The 17,416-nt window shown below is 42.0% G+C and carries 14 protein-coding genes; all 14 read left to right on the top strand.

From position 1 onward, the window contains the following. The first annotated feature begins 21 nt into the window (after nucleotides 1-21). Complete coding sequence (gene nuoG / locus QE177_RS09275) at nucleotides 22-2,754, top strand: NADH-quinone oxidoreductase subunit NuoG (protein WP_280549008.1); 2,733 nt, start codon at nucleotides 22-24, stop codon at nucleotides 2,752-2,754. Next, nucleotides 2,754-3,728, top strand: coding sequence for an NADH-quinone oxidoreductase subunit NuoH (nuoH, locus tag QE177_RS09270; protein WP_280549006.1), 975 nt, complete (start codon nucleotides 2,754-2,756; stop codon nucleotides 3,726-3,728). Before nuoG ends, nuoH begins: the two co-directional genes overlap by 1 nt. Nucleotides 3,729-3,745: 17 nt before the next feature. Then, nucleotides 3,746-4,288: an NADH-quinone oxidoreductase subunit NuoI gene (gene nuoI / locus QE177_RS09265; protein WP_280549004.1), complete on the top strand. Its 543-nt coding sequence runs from the start codon at nucleotides 3,746-3,748 to the stop codon at nucleotides 4,286-4,288. A 12-nt stretch (nucleotides 4,289-4,300) separates the two neighbouring features. Next, nucleotides 4,301-4,834 carry an NADH-quinone oxidoreductase subunit J gene (nuoJ, locus tag QE177_RS09260; RefSeq protein WP_280549002.1) on the top strand — a complete coding sequence of 178 codons (534 nt, stop codon included), beginning with the start codon at nucleotides 4,301-4,303 and terminating at the stop codon, nucleotides 4,832-4,834. After that, nucleotides 4,831-5,133 carry an NADH-quinone oxidoreductase subunit NuoK gene (nuoK, locus tag QE177_RS09255; protein WP_026822041.1) on the top strand — a complete coding sequence of 101 codons (303 nt, stop codon included), beginning with the start codon at nucleotides 4,831-4,833 and terminating at the stop codon, nucleotides 5,131-5,133. Before nuoJ ends, nuoK begins: the two co-directional genes overlap by 4 nt. Then, nucleotides 5,130-6,977, top strand: coding sequence for an NADH-quinone oxidoreductase subunit L (gene nuoL / locus QE177_RS09250; RefSeq protein WP_280548997.1), 1,848 nt, complete (start codon nucleotides 5,130-5,132; stop codon nucleotides 6,975-6,977). The genes nuoK and nuoL overlap by 4 nt, the downstream gene beginning before the upstream one ends. A 19-nt stretch (nucleotides 6,978-6,996) precedes the next feature. Beyond that, nucleotides 6,997-8,517, top strand: a complete 1,521-nt coding sequence (gene nuoM, locus QE177_RS09245) for an NADH-quinone oxidoreductase subunit M (protein WP_280548995.1) — start codon at nucleotides 6,997-6,999, stop codon at nucleotides 8,515-8,517. Nucleotides 8,518-8,523: 6 nt separating this feature from the next. After that, nucleotides 8,524-9,978, top strand: coding sequence for an NADH-quinone oxidoreductase subunit NuoN (nuoN, locus tag QE177_RS09240; RefSeq protein WP_280548992.1), 1,455 nt, complete (start codon nucleotides 8,524-8,526; stop codon nucleotides 9,976-9,978). A gap of 173 nt (nucleotides 9,979-10,151) precedes the next feature. After that, nucleotides 10,152-11,489 (top strand): isochorismate synthase MenF, encoded by a 1,338-nt coding sequence (gene menF, locus QE177_RS09235; protein ID WP_280548990.1) that lies wholly within the window; start codon nucleotides 10,152-10,154, stop codon nucleotides 11,487-11,489. Between the two features lie 116 nt (nucleotides 11,490-11,605). Next, entirely contained in the window at nucleotides 11,606-13,279 is a 1,674-nt protein-coding gene (menD, locus tag QE177_RS09230) for a 2-succinyl-5-enolpyruvyl-6-hydroxy-3-cyclohexene-1-carboxylic-acid synthase (protein ID WP_280548988.1), read from the top strand. Continuing rightward, complete coding sequence (menH, locus tag QE177_RS09225; RefSeq protein ID WP_280552257.1) at nucleotides 13,279-14,052, top strand: 2-succinyl-6-hydroxy-2,4-cyclohexadiene-1-carboxylate synthase; 774 nt, start codon at nucleotides 13,279-13,281, stop codon at nucleotides 14,050-14,052. The genes menD and menH overlap by 1 nt, the downstream gene beginning before the upstream one ends. Nucleotides 14,053-14,054: 2 nt before the next feature. Continuing rightward, nucleotides 14,055-14,912, top strand: coding sequence for a 1,4-dihydroxy-2-naphthoyl-CoA synthase (menB, locus tag QE177_RS09220; protein ID WP_280548986.1), 858 nt, complete (start codon nucleotides 14,055-14,057; stop codon nucleotides 14,910-14,912). Continuing rightward, nucleotides 14,912-15,886: an o-succinylbenzoate synthase gene (gene menC, locus QE177_RS09215; protein ID WP_280548984.1), complete on the top strand. Its 975-nt coding sequence runs from the start codon at nucleotides 14,912-14,914 to the stop codon at nucleotides 15,884-15,886. The genes menB and menC overlap by 1 nt, the downstream gene beginning before the upstream one ends. After that, nucleotides 15,883-17,310 (top strand): o-succinylbenzoate--CoA ligase, encoded by a 1,428-nt coding sequence (gene menE / locus QE177_RS09210; RefSeq protein ID WP_280548982.1) that lies wholly within the window; start codon nucleotides 15,883-15,885, stop codon nucleotides 17,308-17,310. The genes menC and menE overlap by 4 nt, the downstream gene beginning before the upstream one ends. Nucleotides 17,311-17,416 lie beyond the last annotated feature (106 nt).

Genomic DNA, 17,416 nt, shown 5'->3' with positions numbered 1-17,416 from the left:
AAAAGCAGGCCATTAGGAAGCATGCTGACTATGGCTACAATATATGTAGACGGCAAACGATATGATGTAAATGGGGCTGAAAACCTATTGCAGGCCTGTCTCTCTCTGGGGCTGGATATCCCTTACTTTTGCTGGCATCCAGCGTTAGGCAGTGTTGGTGCGTGCCGTCAATGCGCAGTTAAGCAATATCAAAATGCTGACGACACCCGAGGTCGTCTGGTAATGTCCTGCATGACACCGGCTTCTGATGGAACCTATATTTCCATCGATGATGATGAAGCCAAGCAGTTTCGTGCCAGTGTTGTTGAGTGGTTGATGACAAATCATCCACATGATTGCCCGGTTTGTGAGGAAGGCGGCAATTGTCATTTACAAGATATGACAGTGATGACTGGTCATACGATGCGTAAATATCGTTTTACTAAACGCACACATCACAATCAGGATCTAGGCCCGTTTATTGGGCACGAAATGAATCGTTGTATCGCTTGCTATCGCTGTGTTCGTTATTACAAAGATTATGCCGACGGCACCGATCTAGGTGTTTATAGCGCGCATAATCATGTCTATTTTGGCCGGGTGGAAGACGGTACGCTAGAGAGTGAATTTGCTGGTAATTTAGTTGAGATCTGTCCCACAGGTGTTTTTACTGATAAAACCCATTCTGAACGTTACAATCGCAAGTGGGATATGCAATTTGCGCCAGGAATATGTCAACAGTGTAGTATCGGTTGTAACACAAGCCCAGGTGAACGTTATGGTGAATTACGCCGGATTGAAAATCGTTACAACGGCATGATAAACCACTATTTTTTATGTGATCGCGGCCGCTTTGGTTATGGTTATGTTAATCGTAAAGATCGTCCTCGCCAGCCTCAATTAGCTAAAAAAGGAAAACGCCACACGATTTCGGCGCTAGAGGCGATGCAAGCGGGGGCAAAAATTTTACGCCAGGCAAAAAAAACTATTGGTATTGGGTCTCCACGAGCCAGTATCGAGAGCAATTATGCATTGCGAGCACTAGTTGGCGAAGAAAACTTTTATTCCGGTATTTCCACAGCACAACAGCGTCGTCTCGAATTAATGGTCAACATTTTGCAAAAGGGTGGCGTCTATACGCCGACATTGCGCGAAATTGAAAATTATGATGCGGTGCTGGTTTTGGGAGAAGATTTAACCCAAACTGGGGCACGTATTGCATTAGCGGTTCGTCAAGCGGTTAAAGGCAAAGCCAGAGCAATGGCTGCAGCACAAAAAGTGGCAGATTGGCAAATCGCCGCCGTGTTAAATATAGGCCAACATGCTAAATATCCCCTATTTATCACCAGCATAGACGATAGTCGGTTAGATGATGTTGCTGCATTAAGTTATCGGGCACCGGTTGATGACCAGGCTCGCTTTGGTTTTGCTATTGCTCACGCTTTGGACAGTAAGGCGCCAGCAGTTAATGATTTGCCGGCCGATCTCAAAGCGAAAGCGGAATTAGTTGCCGCAGCGTTATTGCAGGCCAAAAAGCCACTTATTATTAGTGGTAGCAATGCCGGTAGTGATGCACTTATCCAGGCCGCGGCCAATATAGCCTTTGCATTAACAGTGAAGAATGTCGCAGCCGGCATTACCTATATTGCTGCAGAAGCGAATAGCTTTGGTTTGGCTTTAATGAATGCTCAACCGTTAGATATGGCAATCGAGCGTATTGCATCCGGTGAGGTTGATACCGCCGTTGTTATGGAAAATGATCTTTATCGCCATAGTGATGTTGACAGCGTTAATAATGCTTTGGGTAAGCTTAATAAATTGATTGTCGCAGATCATCAGCGTACCGCTATTATGGATCACGCAGATCTTATTTTACCCGCCGCTAGCTTTGCTGAAAGCTCTGGAACATTGATTAATAATGAAGGTCGTGCACAACGTTATTTTCAAGTGTTTGATCCGACTTATTACCAACCTAATATTGCCATCAATGAAAGTTGGCGTTGGTTTCATTCATTGCAGGCAGAGTTTGAAACACGTCAGGTAGATTGGTCACAATTAGATCATGTGATCAAGGCCTGTATAACAGCCATGCCTCAGTTTGCTGCTATTGTTGATGCAGCACCTAATGCGACATTTCGTATTCGCGGGCAAAAACTAGCACGATCTCCGCAACGTTATAGTGGTCGTACCGCAATATTGGCTGATATTGCGGTCAGTGAACCTGGTCAACCACGTGATATTGATACGCCATTTGCTTTTTCGATGGAAGGCAACAATAGTCCCACGGCTATACGCCAACAAATTCCGTTTGCTTGGTCGCCAGGCTGGAATTCACCTCAAGCGTGGAATAAATTTCAAGCTGAAGTCGGCGGGCCCTTACGTTTTGGTGATCCGGGTATTCGATTATTTAATTCGACCGATAGTCGGTTAGATTATTTTACTGCTATTCCACTAGCGTGGCAGCAGCAAGATGACCAATGGACGGTTGCCCCTTACTATCATTTATTTGGTAGTGATGAAACCTCCCAGCGCGCGGAGGCAATACAACAACGTATGCTAGAAGCTTATATTATGCTCAATATTCAAGATGCTGAAAACCTAGCGGTGAAAGTTGGTGCCATGCTTGAATTTAGTTATGGTGGGCAAGTTTATCGATTGCCAGTTCGTCTCAGTTATCATTTAGCTCGAGGGCAGATTGGCTTACCACTAGGCATGCCCGGTATTGCGCCATCGATGGCAGGTGTTGCCGTGAAAAATTTACGGAGGGCAACATAATGACGCTATTTTCTGCCGAAATTACTGCTGCGATTATTGCTGTTTTACAAGCGATAGTTATTTTGCTGGTAGTGGTTATTTGTGGCGCTTTAATGAGTTTTGGCGAACGTCGCTTATTGGCACTGTTCCAGAATCGTTATGGACCTAATCGGGTAGGGTGGGGAGGTTCATTACAGATTGCTGCTGATATGATAAAAATGTTATTTAAAGAAGATTGGATCCCGCAATTTTCAGATAAGCGTATTTTCATGTTGGCACCGGTAATTGCCTTTTGCTCCATGTTATTGGTGTTTGCCATTATTCCAGTTAGCGCAACTTGGTATGTTGCCGATCTTAACATTGGCCTATTGTTTTTTTTCATGATGGCTGGATTAGCGGTTTATTCAGTATTGTTTGCCGGTTGGTCAAGTAATAATAAATACTCTTTATTAGGCGCGATGCGCGCTTCTGCCCAGACGTTAAGTTATGAAGTTTTCTTGGGTCTGTCATTAATGGGGGTCGTCGCTCGCGCTGGCTCCTTTAACTTAATGGATATTGTCAATTCACAAGTAGGGTTATGGAATATTATTCCACAATTTTTTGGCTTTTTAACCTTTGTTATCGCGGGCGTTGCTGTTTGTCACCGTCATCCATTTGATCAACCTGAATCAGAGCAAGAACTGGCTGATGGCTATCATATTGAATATTCTGGTATGAAATTTGGTCTATTTTTCGTCGGCGAATATATCAGTATTGTCACAGTTTCCGCATTAATTGTGACCTTATTTTTCGGCGGCTGGCTTGGCCCATTTTTACCTGGCTTTATTTGGTTTGCCTTAAAAACTGCCTTCTTCATGGTGATGTTTATTCTGGTTCGCGCCTCATTACCACGCCCGCGGTATGATCAAGTGATGGCTTTTGGTTGGAAAGTGTGTTTGCCATTGACGTTGATCAATCTGTTAGTAACCGCAGCAGTTATTCTATGCAACGCTTAATAAGGGAGGATTGAGCCATGACATTAAAAGAGTTAGTGGTTGGTTTAGCCACCCAGATACGTAGTATTTGTATGATTGGGCTACATGCTTTTCATAAACGTGAAACCAAAATGTACCCGGAAGAACCGGTTTACTTACCTCCTCGCTATCGCGGGCGTATTGTATTAACGCGTGATCCTGATGGTAAAGAGCGATGTGTGGCTTGTAATTTATGTGCTGTAGTTTGCCCGGTTGGTTGCATTTCACTACAAAAAGCGGAACAGCCAGATGGCCGTTGGTATCCAGAATTTTTCCAGATTAATTTTTCCCGTTGTATTTTTTGCGGTTTATGTGAAGAGGCCTGTCCAACTACCGCTATTCAACTAACGCCTGATTTCGAAATGGGGGAATACAAACGCCAAGATTTAGTTTATGAAAAACAGGATTTGTTGATTTCAGGGCCAGGTAAATATCCAGATTATAATTTTTATCACAAAACGGGTATGGCGATTAATGGTAAAGATAAAGGTGAAGCAGATAATGAAGCTAAGCCGATTAATGTCAAAGATTTGTTGCCATAAGGAACGATGTTTATGGAATTTACATTTTATGTCGCCGGATTGGTTGCTATTTTGGCGACGCTAAGGGTAATAACACATACCAATCCAGTTCATGCGCTGTTGTATCTGATCGTTTCCCTGTTAGCTTTATCGATAGTTTTCTTTTCTGTTGGATCTTATTTTGCTGGGGCCTTAGAGATTATCGTTTATGCCGGAGCGATCATGGTGCTGTTTGTGTTTGTCGTCATGATGCTTAATTTAGGTAAATCAGTCGTCGATCAGGAACGTGCCTGGTTACAACCAAAAGCATGGATTGGGCCAGCTATTCTTTCAGCCGTTTTACTTGGCGTTATTGTTTATGCCATCGTGGCAATAAAACATAGCCAGATCAAAGGCGAGATGATCAGTGCTAAACAGGTTGGCATCAGTTTATTTGGTCCTTATGTGTTAGCTGTTGAACTGGTTTCTTTATTGTTATTGGCAGGTCTGGTCGTGGCATTTCATATCGGGCGTGAAAAGCGGCTGCATGCTCTTGATAGTCATTCTGAGACGGAGGAACAAGTATGATCCTTCTGCAACATGGTTTAATTTTAGCGGCGATTTTATTTGTTTTAGGCTTAAGTTGTTTGCTCATCCGGCGCAATCTTCTCTTTATGTTAATTGGATTAGAAATAATGATTAACTCAGCGGCATTAGCTTTTGTGGTGGCTGGTAGTTATTGGGGACAAGCTGATGGTCAAGTGATGTATATTTTAACCATCAGTTTGGCTGCCGCGGAAGCAAGTATAGGATTGGCGTTGTTATTGCAACTTCATCGTCATCGCCAGAACCTTAATATTGATGAAGTCAGTGAGATGCGCGGATGAATTTACTCTATTTAACCATTCTGCTGCCACTATTGGGATTTCTACTACTCGCATTCTCTCGCGGACGTTGGTCGGAAAATTTGTCCGCTATCATCGGGGTTGGTTCGGTAGGTTTGGCAGCACTGATAACATTTTGGCTAGCGATTGATTTTTATGCTAATAATGCTGATGGTGGTTATGTTTATAGTCAGACATTATGGCATTGGATAGCAGTAGGTAACTTCAACATTCCTATTACACTGGTGCTTGATGGTTTATCATTAACCATGTTAGCGGTTGTGACCGGCGTGGGTTTTTTGATTCATCTATACGCTTCTTGGTATATGCGTGGTGAAGAAGGCTATTCACGCTTTTTTGCTTATACCAATTTGTTTATTGCTAGTATGGTTGTTCTCGTTTTGGCTGACAACATGATGCTAATGTATCTTGGTTGGGAAGGCGTCGGCTTATGTAGTTATTTGCTAATTGGTTTTTATTATACCAATCCAGAAAATGGCAAAGCAGCCATGAAGGCTTTTTTTGTCACAAGGATTGGTGATGTTTTTTTAGCCATTGGCATGTTTATTCTCTATAACCAATTTGGCACCCTGAATTTCCACCAATTGAGCATATTAGTGCCACAGCAAATTAGCGCTGGTTCGCCGCTTATCAATTGGGCAACCTTAATGATCCTTGGCGGTGCGGTCGGTAAATCTGCTCAGTTACCTTTGCAGACTTGGTTAGCCGATGCAATGGCCGGTCCAACCCCAGTATCTGCACTTATTCATGCGGCAACCATGGTCACTGCGGGAGTTTATTTAATTGCCCGTACGCATATTTTGTTCTTAATGGCGCCGGAAATATTGCATTTAGTCGCTATTATTGGTGCGGTTACCCTTATATTGGCCGGATTTGCGGCTCTAGTACAAACCGATATCAAACGTGTACTGGCTTATTCCACGATGAGTCAAATAGGTTATATGTTTTTAGCTTTAGGTGTCCAGGCTTGGGATGCGGCTATTTTTCATTTGATGACCCACGCGTTTTTTAAAGCTTTACTCTTTTTATCCGCAGGTTCAGTAATTGTCGCCTGTCACCATGAACAAAACATATTTAAGATGGGTGGCTTACGTAAAACGCTACCCTTTGTTTATGGTTGCTTTTTAATTGGCGGGGGTGCGTTAGCGGCAATACCGCTAGTTACTGCCGGCTTTTATAGTAAAGACGATATCTTATGGGGAGCCGCGCTGCAAGGAGAAACTGTTTTTTTGTGGGCTGGCATAATTGGTGCATTTATGACCGCACTCTATACCTTCCGTATGATTTTTATTGTCTTTCATGGCAAAAAACAGGCTAAGGTTCAAGCTGTCGGTGGCATTAGTCATACCCTGCCTTTAGCGGTATTAGCCGTATTATCCACGGTTGTTGGGGCACTGATTATTCAACCGTTAGCGGGTATATTCCCTGTTAGTGAAACAATCAATGAGTCGGGTAAAGTTAGGTTAGAAATAGTTTCAGCGATTGTTGCATTACTCGGACTGGCACTAGCGATATTTCTCTATCTGGGCAAACGTAAGCTTGTTAAATCTATTGCCAAAAGTGCGGCGGGACGTTTATTTACTGCTTGGTGGTATCAGGCCTGGGGATTTGACCAACTTTATAACCTTATTTTTATAAAACCCTTTAAAGTAATTGCTCAATTATTGGCAAATGATCCTGTCAATTCATTAATGAATATCCCAGCTGTGATGTCGCGTTGGGGTAATAAAGGCTTAACTTTTAGCCAGAATGGGCAGATTCGTTGGTATTTGGCTTCTATGGGGTTTGGGGCAGTGTTGATGTTAGCACTGTTACTTCTGGTTTAATTAGGGGACACATTGCGCCATGCTATTACCTTGGCTAATACTTTTTCCCTTCATCGGTGGTGTACTTTGCTGGCAGTCCGAACGATTTAATCAACGGGCACCACGCTATTTGGCACTGCTTGTGATGGGGTTAACACTGCTCCTCTCTGTACTACTTTGGTTACAGGGAAATTATTCGTTGACTAATACTTTAGCATTACCTCAATGGCAGGCGATCTTTTTCATGCCATGGATCACGCCATTAGGTATTAATATTGCCTTGGCCATTGATGGTTTATCATTACTAATGATAGTGCTAACGGCTATCATGGGGATTTTTTCGGTATTGAGTTCGTGGAGTGAAAATCAACCAAATCAAGGTGCTTATCACTTTCATTTGATGTGGATTCTAGCCGGAGTGATGGGAATTTTCCTGGCGGTAGATCTGTTTTTGTTTTTCTTCTTCTGGGAAATGATGTTGATCCCAATGTATTTTCTGATTGCTAATTGGGGACATAAAGGCTCGGAAGAACGCGCACATGTCAATGCAGCTACTAAGTTTTTTATTTATACCCAAGCAAGTGGCTTGATTATGTTGGTGGCGATTGTGGCATTGGCGTTAATTCATTATCAGTCATCGGGTAATTGGTCGTTTGCCTATCACGATCTGTTAAATACCGAAATGTCAGCGCTGACGCAGTATCTGTTAATGCTAGGATTTTTTATTGCATTTGCGGTGAAAATGCCTTTGGTACCTTTTCACGGCTGGATGGCAGACACACAAGAACAATCGCCAACAGCTGGCTCCGTTGATATTTCAGGTATCATGCTTAAAACGGCGGCTTATGGTTTATTGCGTTTCACATTACCGCTATTTCCGACCGCATCGATTCAATTTACCCCTATTGCGATGACGCTAGGTGTTATCAGTATATTTTATGGTGCATGGTTAGCATTCAAACAGACAGATATCAAACGCCTGGTCGCTTATAGCAGTTTGTCGCATATGGGCTTTGTTACCGTCGCTATTTATGCCGGTTCTACCCTTGCTTACCAAGGAGCAGTGTTACAAATGATAGCTAATGGCCTGTCAGGTGCGGCTTTAATCATTATCAGTGGTCAACTTTATGAACGTACCGGAACCCGTGATATGCGCATGATGGGGGGATTATGGAAACGGGTCATGTGGCTACCTGCACTATCACTATTTTTTGCTGTGGCAACATTGGGAATGCCGGGTACCGGAAATTTTGTTGGTGAATTTATGATCCTATTTGGTACTTTTGGGCAATTTAAATTGGTGACAACGATTATGGTATTCGGTGTGGTATTTGCGTCTATCTATGCCCTTTGGATGATGCAACAGGTCTATTATGGTAGCGTAAAATCAGAAAAAGCACTGCCCGCTTTAAATGGTCGCGAGATGTTGGTTTTACTGACATTAGCATTGTTATTAGTGGTATTAGGTTTTTATCCGCAACCCGTGTTAGATACTTCAAAAAATGTGATGGAATCGCTGCACAGTTTGTATTCTATTTCGTTTTCAACCTTAAGGCCATAATTCGTCATGACCATAACTTTTGAACAATTGATCGCATTGTCACCACTTTTGATCGTTGGGCTATTAGTGGTGATTGTGATGTTATCCATTGCCTGGCGGCGTCTTCATTTACTCAATGCCACTTTAACAATAGCCGGTTTTATTATTGCGCTAGTGGCCTGCTTCTTAATTGGCGATAAATTACCGCTTGAAGTCACGCCATTAATCTATGTAGATAAATATTCACTCTTTTATAGTGCACTGATTTTGCTTGCTGGTATTGGCACAGCAATTTATGCCTATGGATGGCTTACAGGATACCCTGATAATAAAGAAGAATTTTATTTATTATTAACTATCGCGGTTGCAGGCGGGATCTTGTTATCAATGGCCAACCATTTAGCAACCTTATTCATTGGTATTGAATTAATTTCATTGCCATTATTTGGCTTGGTTGGCTATGCCTTTACCCAGAAGCGTTCATTAGAAGCTAGCATTAAATATATGTTGCTATCCGCCGCTGCCTCTGCATTTTTATTGTTCGGTATGGCATTACTTTATGCTGAATCAGGCAGTTTGCTATTTGCCAAATTAGGTTTAAGCCTAAATGAGCATATTATTCATTATCCAGTCATTATGGTTGGTGTTGGCATGATGTTGGTTGGAATTGGTTTTAAACTCTCTTTTGTCCCTTTTCAATTGTGGACACCGGATGTTTATCAAGGTGCGCCTGCACCGGTAGCAACATTTTTGGCAACCGCTAGTAAGATCGCTATTTTTGCGGTTTTAATGCGTTTACTAATGACATCACCGCTAGCAGAAAGTCAGGCATTATTGTTAGTACTTAGCATTATTGCCATTGCTTCTATCCTGTTTGGTAATTTAATGGCCATATCGCAGCGGAGTATTAAACGGCTGCTAGGTTACTCATCTATTGCCCATATGGGATATTTATTGCTGCCGTTAATTGCGTTACAGACTGATAGTGGTGCAGCGCAAATTACTGTAGCAATCTATTTTATGGGGTATTTATTGGCCAGTTTAGGGGCTTTTGGCGTTGTCAGTATTCTATCTAGTCCTTACTGTGGTGATGATAAAGACGATATTAATGTTTATCGGGGATTATATTGGCGCCAACCAGCACTGGCGATTATTTTGACCATCATGATGCTGTCTTTAGCGGGCATACCAATTACCCTAGGTTTTATTGGTAAATTTTATCTGATTATTACTGCAATTAATGCCGAATTATGGTGGTTAACAGCAGTTGTTATTATCGGTAGTGCGATGGGTTTATACTATTATTTACGTTTTATGGCTAGTTTATATAGCCGTGAGCCAATAGCTAATGGCCAAGCGCACAAACAATTAAATGTTAATTTAGCCACTTTATTTGCGTTATTATGTGCCGTTATGACAATTTTATTGGGAATATGGCCACAACCTTTGTTTGAGATTGCACTTGCTGCCTTGGCAGCATAAATATCATCATGCATTAATAGCCCAGCGTTAATATCGCTGGGTTTTTTATGCTAGAGATTGTTAATAGCAAAAAATTTAATAATAGTTAGCTGAAGCGACAAATAGCAGAATAAATACAAGATTGGCCAATTGGTTTGATAAAATGATTTATTGCAGTCAAGAGGATAGTAATAGTGGTTAATATTAGCGAGTTCATGGCAAGTGTTTATCAATTTTTATCTGAACGACAAATCGATGGGGAAAGTGGGCAACAATATCAATTTCCTTTACCCGCTGATATTAAATTTCCTGCCTTAGATTGGCTAGCCAGTCAGCAATTTTATCCTCAATTTTATTGGCATCATCGCGATGGTCATGAAGAAGTGGCTTTACTTGGTGAGGTAAAACATTTTACTAATATTGTTGATGCTGAACAATTTTTACAGCAACAACCCGCTACCACAACTATGCGGATCTGGGGATTGAATGCTTGGCAGCCACTGCCTGATAATGAATATTATGCTGGCTTTGTTGGTGATGAGAGCTATTTATTCTTACCGCGGATCGAGTTTTGTTATGGTCAGGAAAAGTGGATATTAGTTGTCAATATTATTGATCAACAAGATCTGCCACACGCCCTGCAATTTTTAGCCGAATTGCAATTGGTTAAACCTATTTCTCCACTTAATAGTCATATTAAGCAAGTTCAACATCTGCCTGAATACCCACAGTGGCGCGATTTAACCACTCAGGCAGTACAACTGATTAATAGTGGGGTGATGGATAAAGTTGTTATTGCCCGCCAAACGGATATTCAATTAACAAAACCGTTAAATGCGGCCAGTCTGATGTCGGCAAGTAAAGCGGTTAATCGTCAATGTTATCATTTTATGTTGTCCTTTAACGCTCAACATACCTTTTTATCATCAACGCCTGAGCGACTCTATTATCGCAAATTTCAACAACTTTATACTGAAGCATTAGCTGGAACGGTAGTCAATTCATCCGATCAGTTAGTCAGGCAAACCTATTCGGATTGGTTAATGAACGATGATAAAAATCAGCATGAAAATCGACTGGTGGTAGAGGATATTTGTCAAAGATTACAAAATAATTGTGAAAAGATTAGTGTTTCCTCACCTGATATTATTTTATTACGTAAAATTCAGCATCTGCGTCGTCTTATTCGCGTCACACTACGTGATGCTAGTGATAGCGACTGTCTAAAACGTCTACAGCCGACAGCTGCGGTTGCTGGTGTGCCGAGAAAAACAGCTAAGCATTTTTTACAGCAAAATGAGCCTATTTGCCGTGGTTGGTATGCAGGTAGTGCCGGCTATTTATCACTGAATCAAAGTGAATTTGTTGTTTCTTTACGTTGTGCACACCTGAATGATGATCGTCTTCGACTTTATGCCGGTGCCGGTATCGTTAACGATTCAGATCCCTGGCAAGAATGGCTTGAGGTGGAAAATAAGGCCGCAGGTTTACAAACATTGCTAAATACGGAAAAATTTTGTTGTGAAAGTTGATTTTTACAACAAAAATAATTTTTTAGCGTCATTTTATTGAACTGGAATAAAGAAAATAACGTAATTTTACTTAAAATTGCTATTATTTTATTTCTTATTTCTGCTTTGAGTAATGTATGTCGCATAGTGTTTTTAACCGTCAATGGGCGGAAGTCATTCTAGAAGCATTAACCCGACATGGATTAAGCCATGTTTGTATTGCACCAGGCTCTCGCTCTACCCCATTGACATTAGCCGCTGCGGCAAATTGTAAGTTAATTTGTCATACTCACTATGATGAACGCGGTTTAGGCTATTTTGCTATGGGCTTGGCAAAAGTGGTTAGCAAACCGGTGGCAGTTATTGTGACTTCTGGTACCGCAGTAGCTAACTTATATCCTGCTTTAATCGAAGCTGGCTTAACGGGTGAAAATATTATTTTCTTAACCGCCGACAGGCCAGCAGAATTAATTGATTGTGGCGCTAATCAGGCGATCCGGCAAAGCGCTATTTTTGCTGATCATCCGGCACAAACATTAACATTACCCAGCCCAAGCCAAAATATCAGTGCACAATGGTTGCTTAGTACCATTGACAATGCAATGAATAATCTTTCCCATGGCGCTTTGCATATCAATTGCCCATTTGCAGAACCTTTATATGGTGAAGCATCAACACAAATTGACTGGCAAAATTCACTAGCTGATTGGTGGCAATCTTCTACACCCTGGTTGCAAGGTGATGTCTCTCACTCGTTAGCATTGGTCACCGATTGGCATGTTTGGCGACAAAAAAAAGGTCTGGTGATCGCGGGCAGAATGCGGCCTGATGAGGGAGCGCAAGTTGCACAATGGGCAGAAATGCTAGGTTGGCCAATAATTAGTGATGTTTTATCACAAACAGGGCAACATTTACCCTGTGCGGATCTTTGGTTATCTATAGCAGCGGTGAAAAACATTTTGCAAAATGCCCAGTTAGTCGTCCAGTTTGGCTCAAGTTTAACTAGTAAACGTTTATTAGAATGGCAAGCACAATGCCAACCTGAAGAATATTGGATTATTGATCACATTCCTGGTCGTCTAGATCCGACTAATCATCGTGGTAGGCGATTGGTCAGTTCCGTATCTAACTGGTTAATTGCCCATCCGGCAGTTGCCTGTTTACCTTGGGCGAACGCATTGATAGATATTGTTAATAGTGTTTATAGCGGCGTCACGCAACAGTTTGAACAACAATTTTCAGAAGCGGCCATTGCTCATCAACTTACCCAATTGTTACCGACCAATGGGCAACTTTTTGTTGGTAATAGTTTGATTGTCAGATTGATTGATGCGCTCTGCCAATTACCGGCAAATTATCCAATCTATAGCAATCGTGGAGCTAGTGGCATTGATGGTCTGATTGCTACCCTAGCCGGTGTGCATGCGGCCAATGCGAAGCCTACGCTAGGCATCATCGGCGATATTTCTGCGCTTTATGACTTAAATAGTCTGAATTTATTACGTGCTTGCTTGGCACCTATGGTGTTGATTGTGGTGAATAATAATGGTGGCCAAATCTTCTCTATGCTACCTACCCCTGAAGCGGAAAGAGAACGTTTTTATTGCATGCCTCATCAGTTGCAATTTAAGCATGCGGCTGCCATGTTTGGTCTATCTTACGCGGCCCCGTCAAATTGGCATGAGTTGAAAGATACTATCAATAATTATTGGCAGCAGGATGGTAAGGCGTTAATGGTCGAATTGCTAGTAGAAGGTGATCAAGGCGCAAAAACACTCAATCAACTTGTTAACCAGATGATGCAATTATGATGTTATATACACGACGATACCATGAAAAATGTGCGGGAACATGGTTAGTTTGGTTACATGGTTTACTTGGTGAAGGCCGTGAATGGCTACCTATTATTGAACAATGCGCTAATCGCCCATCACTGACAATTGATTTACCGGGACACGGACGTTCACCGCACATTCAGTTGGCAAATTTTTCTTACTTAAGTCGGCTAATTGAACAGGCAATTCAGGCTAATCAAATTGACAGTTATTATCTAATTGGCTATTCATTGGGTGGCAGGATCGCTATGTATTACGCCTGTCAGTCTCATCCTACTAAATTGAAAGCATTAATCGTTGAGGGGGCCAATGTTGGTTTAAAACGGTCAACTGAACGTCTACTACGTTTAAAGCATGATCAGTCTTGGGCAAAGCGCTTTCGATGTGAGCCTATGGATAATGTTTTATCTGATTGGTATCAACAAGCCGTCTTTCATGACTTATCTGCCGAGCAACGGCAACAATTAATTGCTGAGCGCGCAAATAATTGTGGCGAACATGTTGCTCATTTATTGGAAATGACTTCATTAGGTAAACAACCTTTTTTAGTCAATAAATTATTACAGCGAAACTACCCTTTCAGCTACCTCTGTGGTGAGTATGACGAAAAGTTTTGCGCTATTTCACAACAATTTTCGTTACCACTTATTCGGATAGCTGAGGCTGGGCATAATGCCCATCGTAGTAATCCTGTTGCTTATGCTAAAGCAGTGGAGCGTTTTTTAACATTTTCTGACGGAAGGAATTGAATATGCAGTGTCTGAATAAAGAACAACCTTATGCTGCTGCCCAATGGCATGATCATTCGGCCCAATTTGAAGATATTCTTTATCATAAAACCAAAGATGGAATTGCTAAAATTACGATTAATCGTCCCCATGTTCGTAATGCATTTCGGCCGCAAACCGTCAAAGAGATGATCCAGGCATTATCTGATGCCCGTTACGATAATGCGATAGGCTGCATCATTTTAACCGGTCAGGGAGAGAAAGCCTTTTGTGCCGGTGGTGATCAGAAAATTCGTGGTGATTATGGTGGCTACCGAGATGATAATGGCATCCATCACTTGAATATTTTAGATTTTCAACGTCAAATTCGAACCTGCCCAAAGCCGATTGTTGCGATGGTTGCCGGTTATGCCATCGGCGGTGGGCATGTATTACATATGATGTGTGATTTAACCATTGCTGCTGACAATGCCATATTTGGCCAAACTGGTCCTAAGGTGGGTTCGTTTGATGGTGGTTGGGGCGCTTCTTATATGGCGCGTATTGTTGGGCAAAAAAAAGCGCGCGAAATTTGGTTCTTATGTCGCCAATATGATGCCCGGTCAGCCCTGGATATGGGATTGGTAAATCAGGTTGTGCCTTATGCTGAACTTGAGCGTGAAACGGTAAGCTGGTGCAGAGAAATGCTAAAAAACAGCCCAATGGCACTACGCTGTTTGAAAGCAGCGCTGAATGCGGATTGCGACGGCCAGGCAGGTTTACAAGAGTTAGCTGGTAATGCAACGATGTTGTTTTACATGACTGAGGAAGGACAGGAAGGCAGAAATGCTTTTAATGAAAAACGGCAACCTGATTTTTCAACCTTTGAGCGTAATCCATAATGCGTAAGGCGGCAATATATCAATTTAGTCTACCAATGGAAGCCGGGATTATATTACGACAGCAACGATTAAAATCCCGTGATGGTTTTCTTATTCATTTACAGGAAAATGGTTCTCAAGGCTGGGGTGAAATTTCACCTTTACCGCAGTTTAGTGTTGAAACATTGGAAATGGCTCAAGGGGCACTACAAACGGGCTTGCGTGATTGGTGTCAGGGGGCAGCAATAAAAGAATGTGATATTCCATCAGTGGCTTTTGGGCTCAGTTGTGCACAGGCTGAATTAATGGCTGAATTACCGGAAATAACCCATTATCCAAAAGCTCCCCTTTGCACCGGTGATCTGGATGAGCTTATTTTACAATTAAATGCGGCTAGTAGTGAAAAAGTGGCTAAGGTTAAGGTTGGGTTTTACGAGTCAGTGCGCGATGGGATGGTGGTTAATTTGCTACTTGATGCCGTTGCTTCCTTGCGTTTACGCTTAGATGCAAATCGAAGTTGGAATCAATCACAAGCCGCCGCATTTGCTAAGTATATTAAGCCAGCTAATCGCGCTAGAATTGATTTTATTGAAGAGCCTTGTAAAACCATGCATGATTCGTTGGCTTTTGCTCATCAAACTGGGATCGCAATCGCTTGGGATGAAAGTGTGCGTGAGCCTGGCTTTCAACTTAAAAAGCAGCCGGGCGTTAGCGCCATCATTGTTAAACCCACCTTACTGGGTAGCTTAAATCGTTGTAAGCAACTTATTGATGACGCACGTGCCTTGGGATTAGAGACTGTGATTAGCTCTAGTCTGGAAAGTAGTTTTGGCTTAACACAATTAGCTAGAATAGCCAGCTGGTTGACACCACAAACCGTGCCAGGATTAGATACCTTGTCTCTCCACCAGGCTCAACTTGTCCGTCAATGGCCTGAAAGTTCGTTACCGCTAATCGGATTAAATGAATTAGAACGAATATGGCAACATGAATGATTTTTAATCAATGGCCTTGGCTCTATTGGGCAGAAAAATCACCGACAGAAATTGCGCTGATAACCGAGAATAGACAATATTGCTGGCACCAATTGGTGGTAAAAATTAATGCTATTGCTGCCTATTTTCAACGTCAGCTGTTTGCTCCCCAACAGATGACTCTGATGCTAAGAGGTAAAAATAGTCTTTCTATGCTGTTATCTCAGTTGGCATTATTACAACTGGGTGCTCGTATTTTGCCGCTTAATCCACAACTACCAGAGAGCACAGTAACAGAATTAACTGCCAGTTTAGCGATTGATTATATGATTGATTTTACAGAAGAGCCGTTGTTTTTGCCGCATGTAAAATCTTTAGATTATCGAGCAGTCATAACAAAATCGCCTAATTTTCAAGATGAGGTCACAATAGCTGTGCCTTTTATGCCATTGCTGCCAGCGACATTAATATTAACCTCCGGTTCAACCGGTTTAGCGAAAGCAGTGGTACATAATATTGCTGCTCATCTCAACAGTGCTAAAGGGTTGCTTGCGTTATTGCCATTTCAACGAGAGGATTGCTGGTTGCTTTCGTTACCGCTTTTTCATGTCTCAGGTCAGGGAATTGTTTGGCGGTGGTTATTTCGAGGAGCAAGATTAGCAATAAAAGCAACCAATTCGTTACCAGATGCCTTACAGCAATGCAGCCACGCCTCTCTAGTGCCGACTCAATTATGGCGTTTATTGCAGATAAAAAATGTTGAGCAAAAACCCAGCTTACAACATGTGTTATTAGGCGGCGCGATGATACCAAACGAGCTAGTCGCTGCGGCTAAACAGCATAGGATCCGCTGTTGGTTAGGTTATGGTATGACAGAAACCGCATCCACCGTTTGCGCTAAACAAGCAGATAGCGGTAAGGGTGTCGGTTTACCTTTAAGCGGCAAGTCGCTTCGTTTAGTCAATAGTGAAATTCATATTCAAGCTGATAGCTTGGCATTAGGCTATTGGTGGCAGGGCAAAGTGCTACCATTCGCATTAGTTAATGGCTGGTTTGCTAGTCGTGATAAAGGCGCGTTTGCACAGGGTGAATGGCAAATTTTAGGTCGATTGGATAATCAATTTTTCAGTGGCGGGGAAGGTATTCAACCCGAAGATATCGAAGCCATTTTAAATAGCCATCCCGATATTAAACAGAGTTTTATCATCCCAATGGCCGATAAAGAATATGGTCACCGTCCAGTTGCGGTTATTGAATCTGATAATCAACAACTGCTAACCAGTTTAAATCAATGGTTAAAAAATCGGTTAGCCGCTTTTCAGCGGCCTATTGCTTATTATTTATTGCCTAGAATGTTAATAGAGAATGCCGGCATTAAGCTTTCCCGTCACAATATCAAACAATGGCTTTTGCAGCATCATAATGATGATAATAAACGGGTTTAAACTAGTATAGCGTTGGCTCTAAGGCGATGAGGAGATCTTTGGGTAAATCCATTTTTTAGCCAGTCAATAGCGTAAAAATGATTTGGAGAGGTTTTAGCCTCTCCTT

Origin of the sequence: Arsenophonus sp. aPb, from assembly GCF_029873475.1 — a bacterium.
Lineage (GTDB): Bacteria > Pseudomonadota > Gammaproteobacteria > Enterobacterales > Enterobacteriaceae > Arsenophonus.
The sequence above is the reverse complement of the archived record's forward strand: the minus strand, read 5'-3'. Positions and strand labels throughout refer to the sequence as shown.

What these genes read in the sequence shown, in the direction of transcription:
- nuoG (WP_280549008.1), top strand. Translation starts at nt 22, where the DNA reads ATGCTGACTATGGCTACAATATATGTAGACGGCAAACGATATGATGTA.
- nuoH (WP_280549006.1), top strand. Translation starts at nt 2,754, where the DNA reads ATGACGCTATTTTCTGCCGAAATTACTGCTGCGATTATTGCTGTTTTA.
- nuoI (WP_280549004.1), top strand. Translation starts at nt 3,746, where the DNA reads ATGACATTAAAAGAGTTAGTGGTTGGTTTAGCCACCCAGATACGTAGT.
- nuoJ (WP_280549002.1), top strand. Translation starts at nt 4,301, where the DNA reads ATGGAATTTACATTTTATGTCGCCGGATTGGTTGCTATTTTGGCGACG.
- nuoK (WP_026822041.1), top strand. Translation starts at nt 4,831, where the DNA reads ATGATCCTTCTGCAACATGGTTTAATTTTAGCGGCGATTTTATTTGTT.
- nuoL (WP_280548997.1), top strand. Translation starts at nt 5,130, where the DNA reads ATGAATTTACTCTATTTAACCATTCTGCTGCCACTATTGGGATTTCTA.
- nuoM (WP_280548995.1), top strand. Translation starts at nt 6,997, where the DNA reads ATGCTATTACCTTGGCTAATACTTTTTCCCTTCATCGGTGGTGTACTT.
- nuoN (WP_280548992.1), top strand. Translation starts at nt 8,524, where the DNA reads ATGACCATAACTTTTGAACAATTGATCGCATTGTCACCACTTTTGATC.
- menD (WP_280548988.1), top strand. Translation starts at nt 11,606, where the DNA reads ATGTCGCATAGTGTTTTTAACCGTCAATGGGCGGAAGTCATTCTAGAA.
- menH (WP_280552257.1), top strand. Translation starts at nt 13,279, where the DNA reads ATGTTATATACACGACGATACCATGAAAAATGTGCGGGAACATGGTTA.
- menB (WP_280548986.1), top strand. Translation starts at nt 14,055, where the DNA reads ATGCAGTGTCTGAATAAAGAACAACCTTATGCTGCTGCCCAATGGCAT.
- menC (WP_280548984.1), top strand. Translation starts at nt 14,912, where the DNA reads ATGCGTAAGGCGGCAATATATCAATTTAGTCTACCAATGGAAGCCGGG.
- menE (WP_280548982.1), top strand. Translation starts at nt 15,883, where the DNA reads ATGATTTTTAATCAATGGCCTTGGCTCTATTGGGCAGAAAAATCACCG.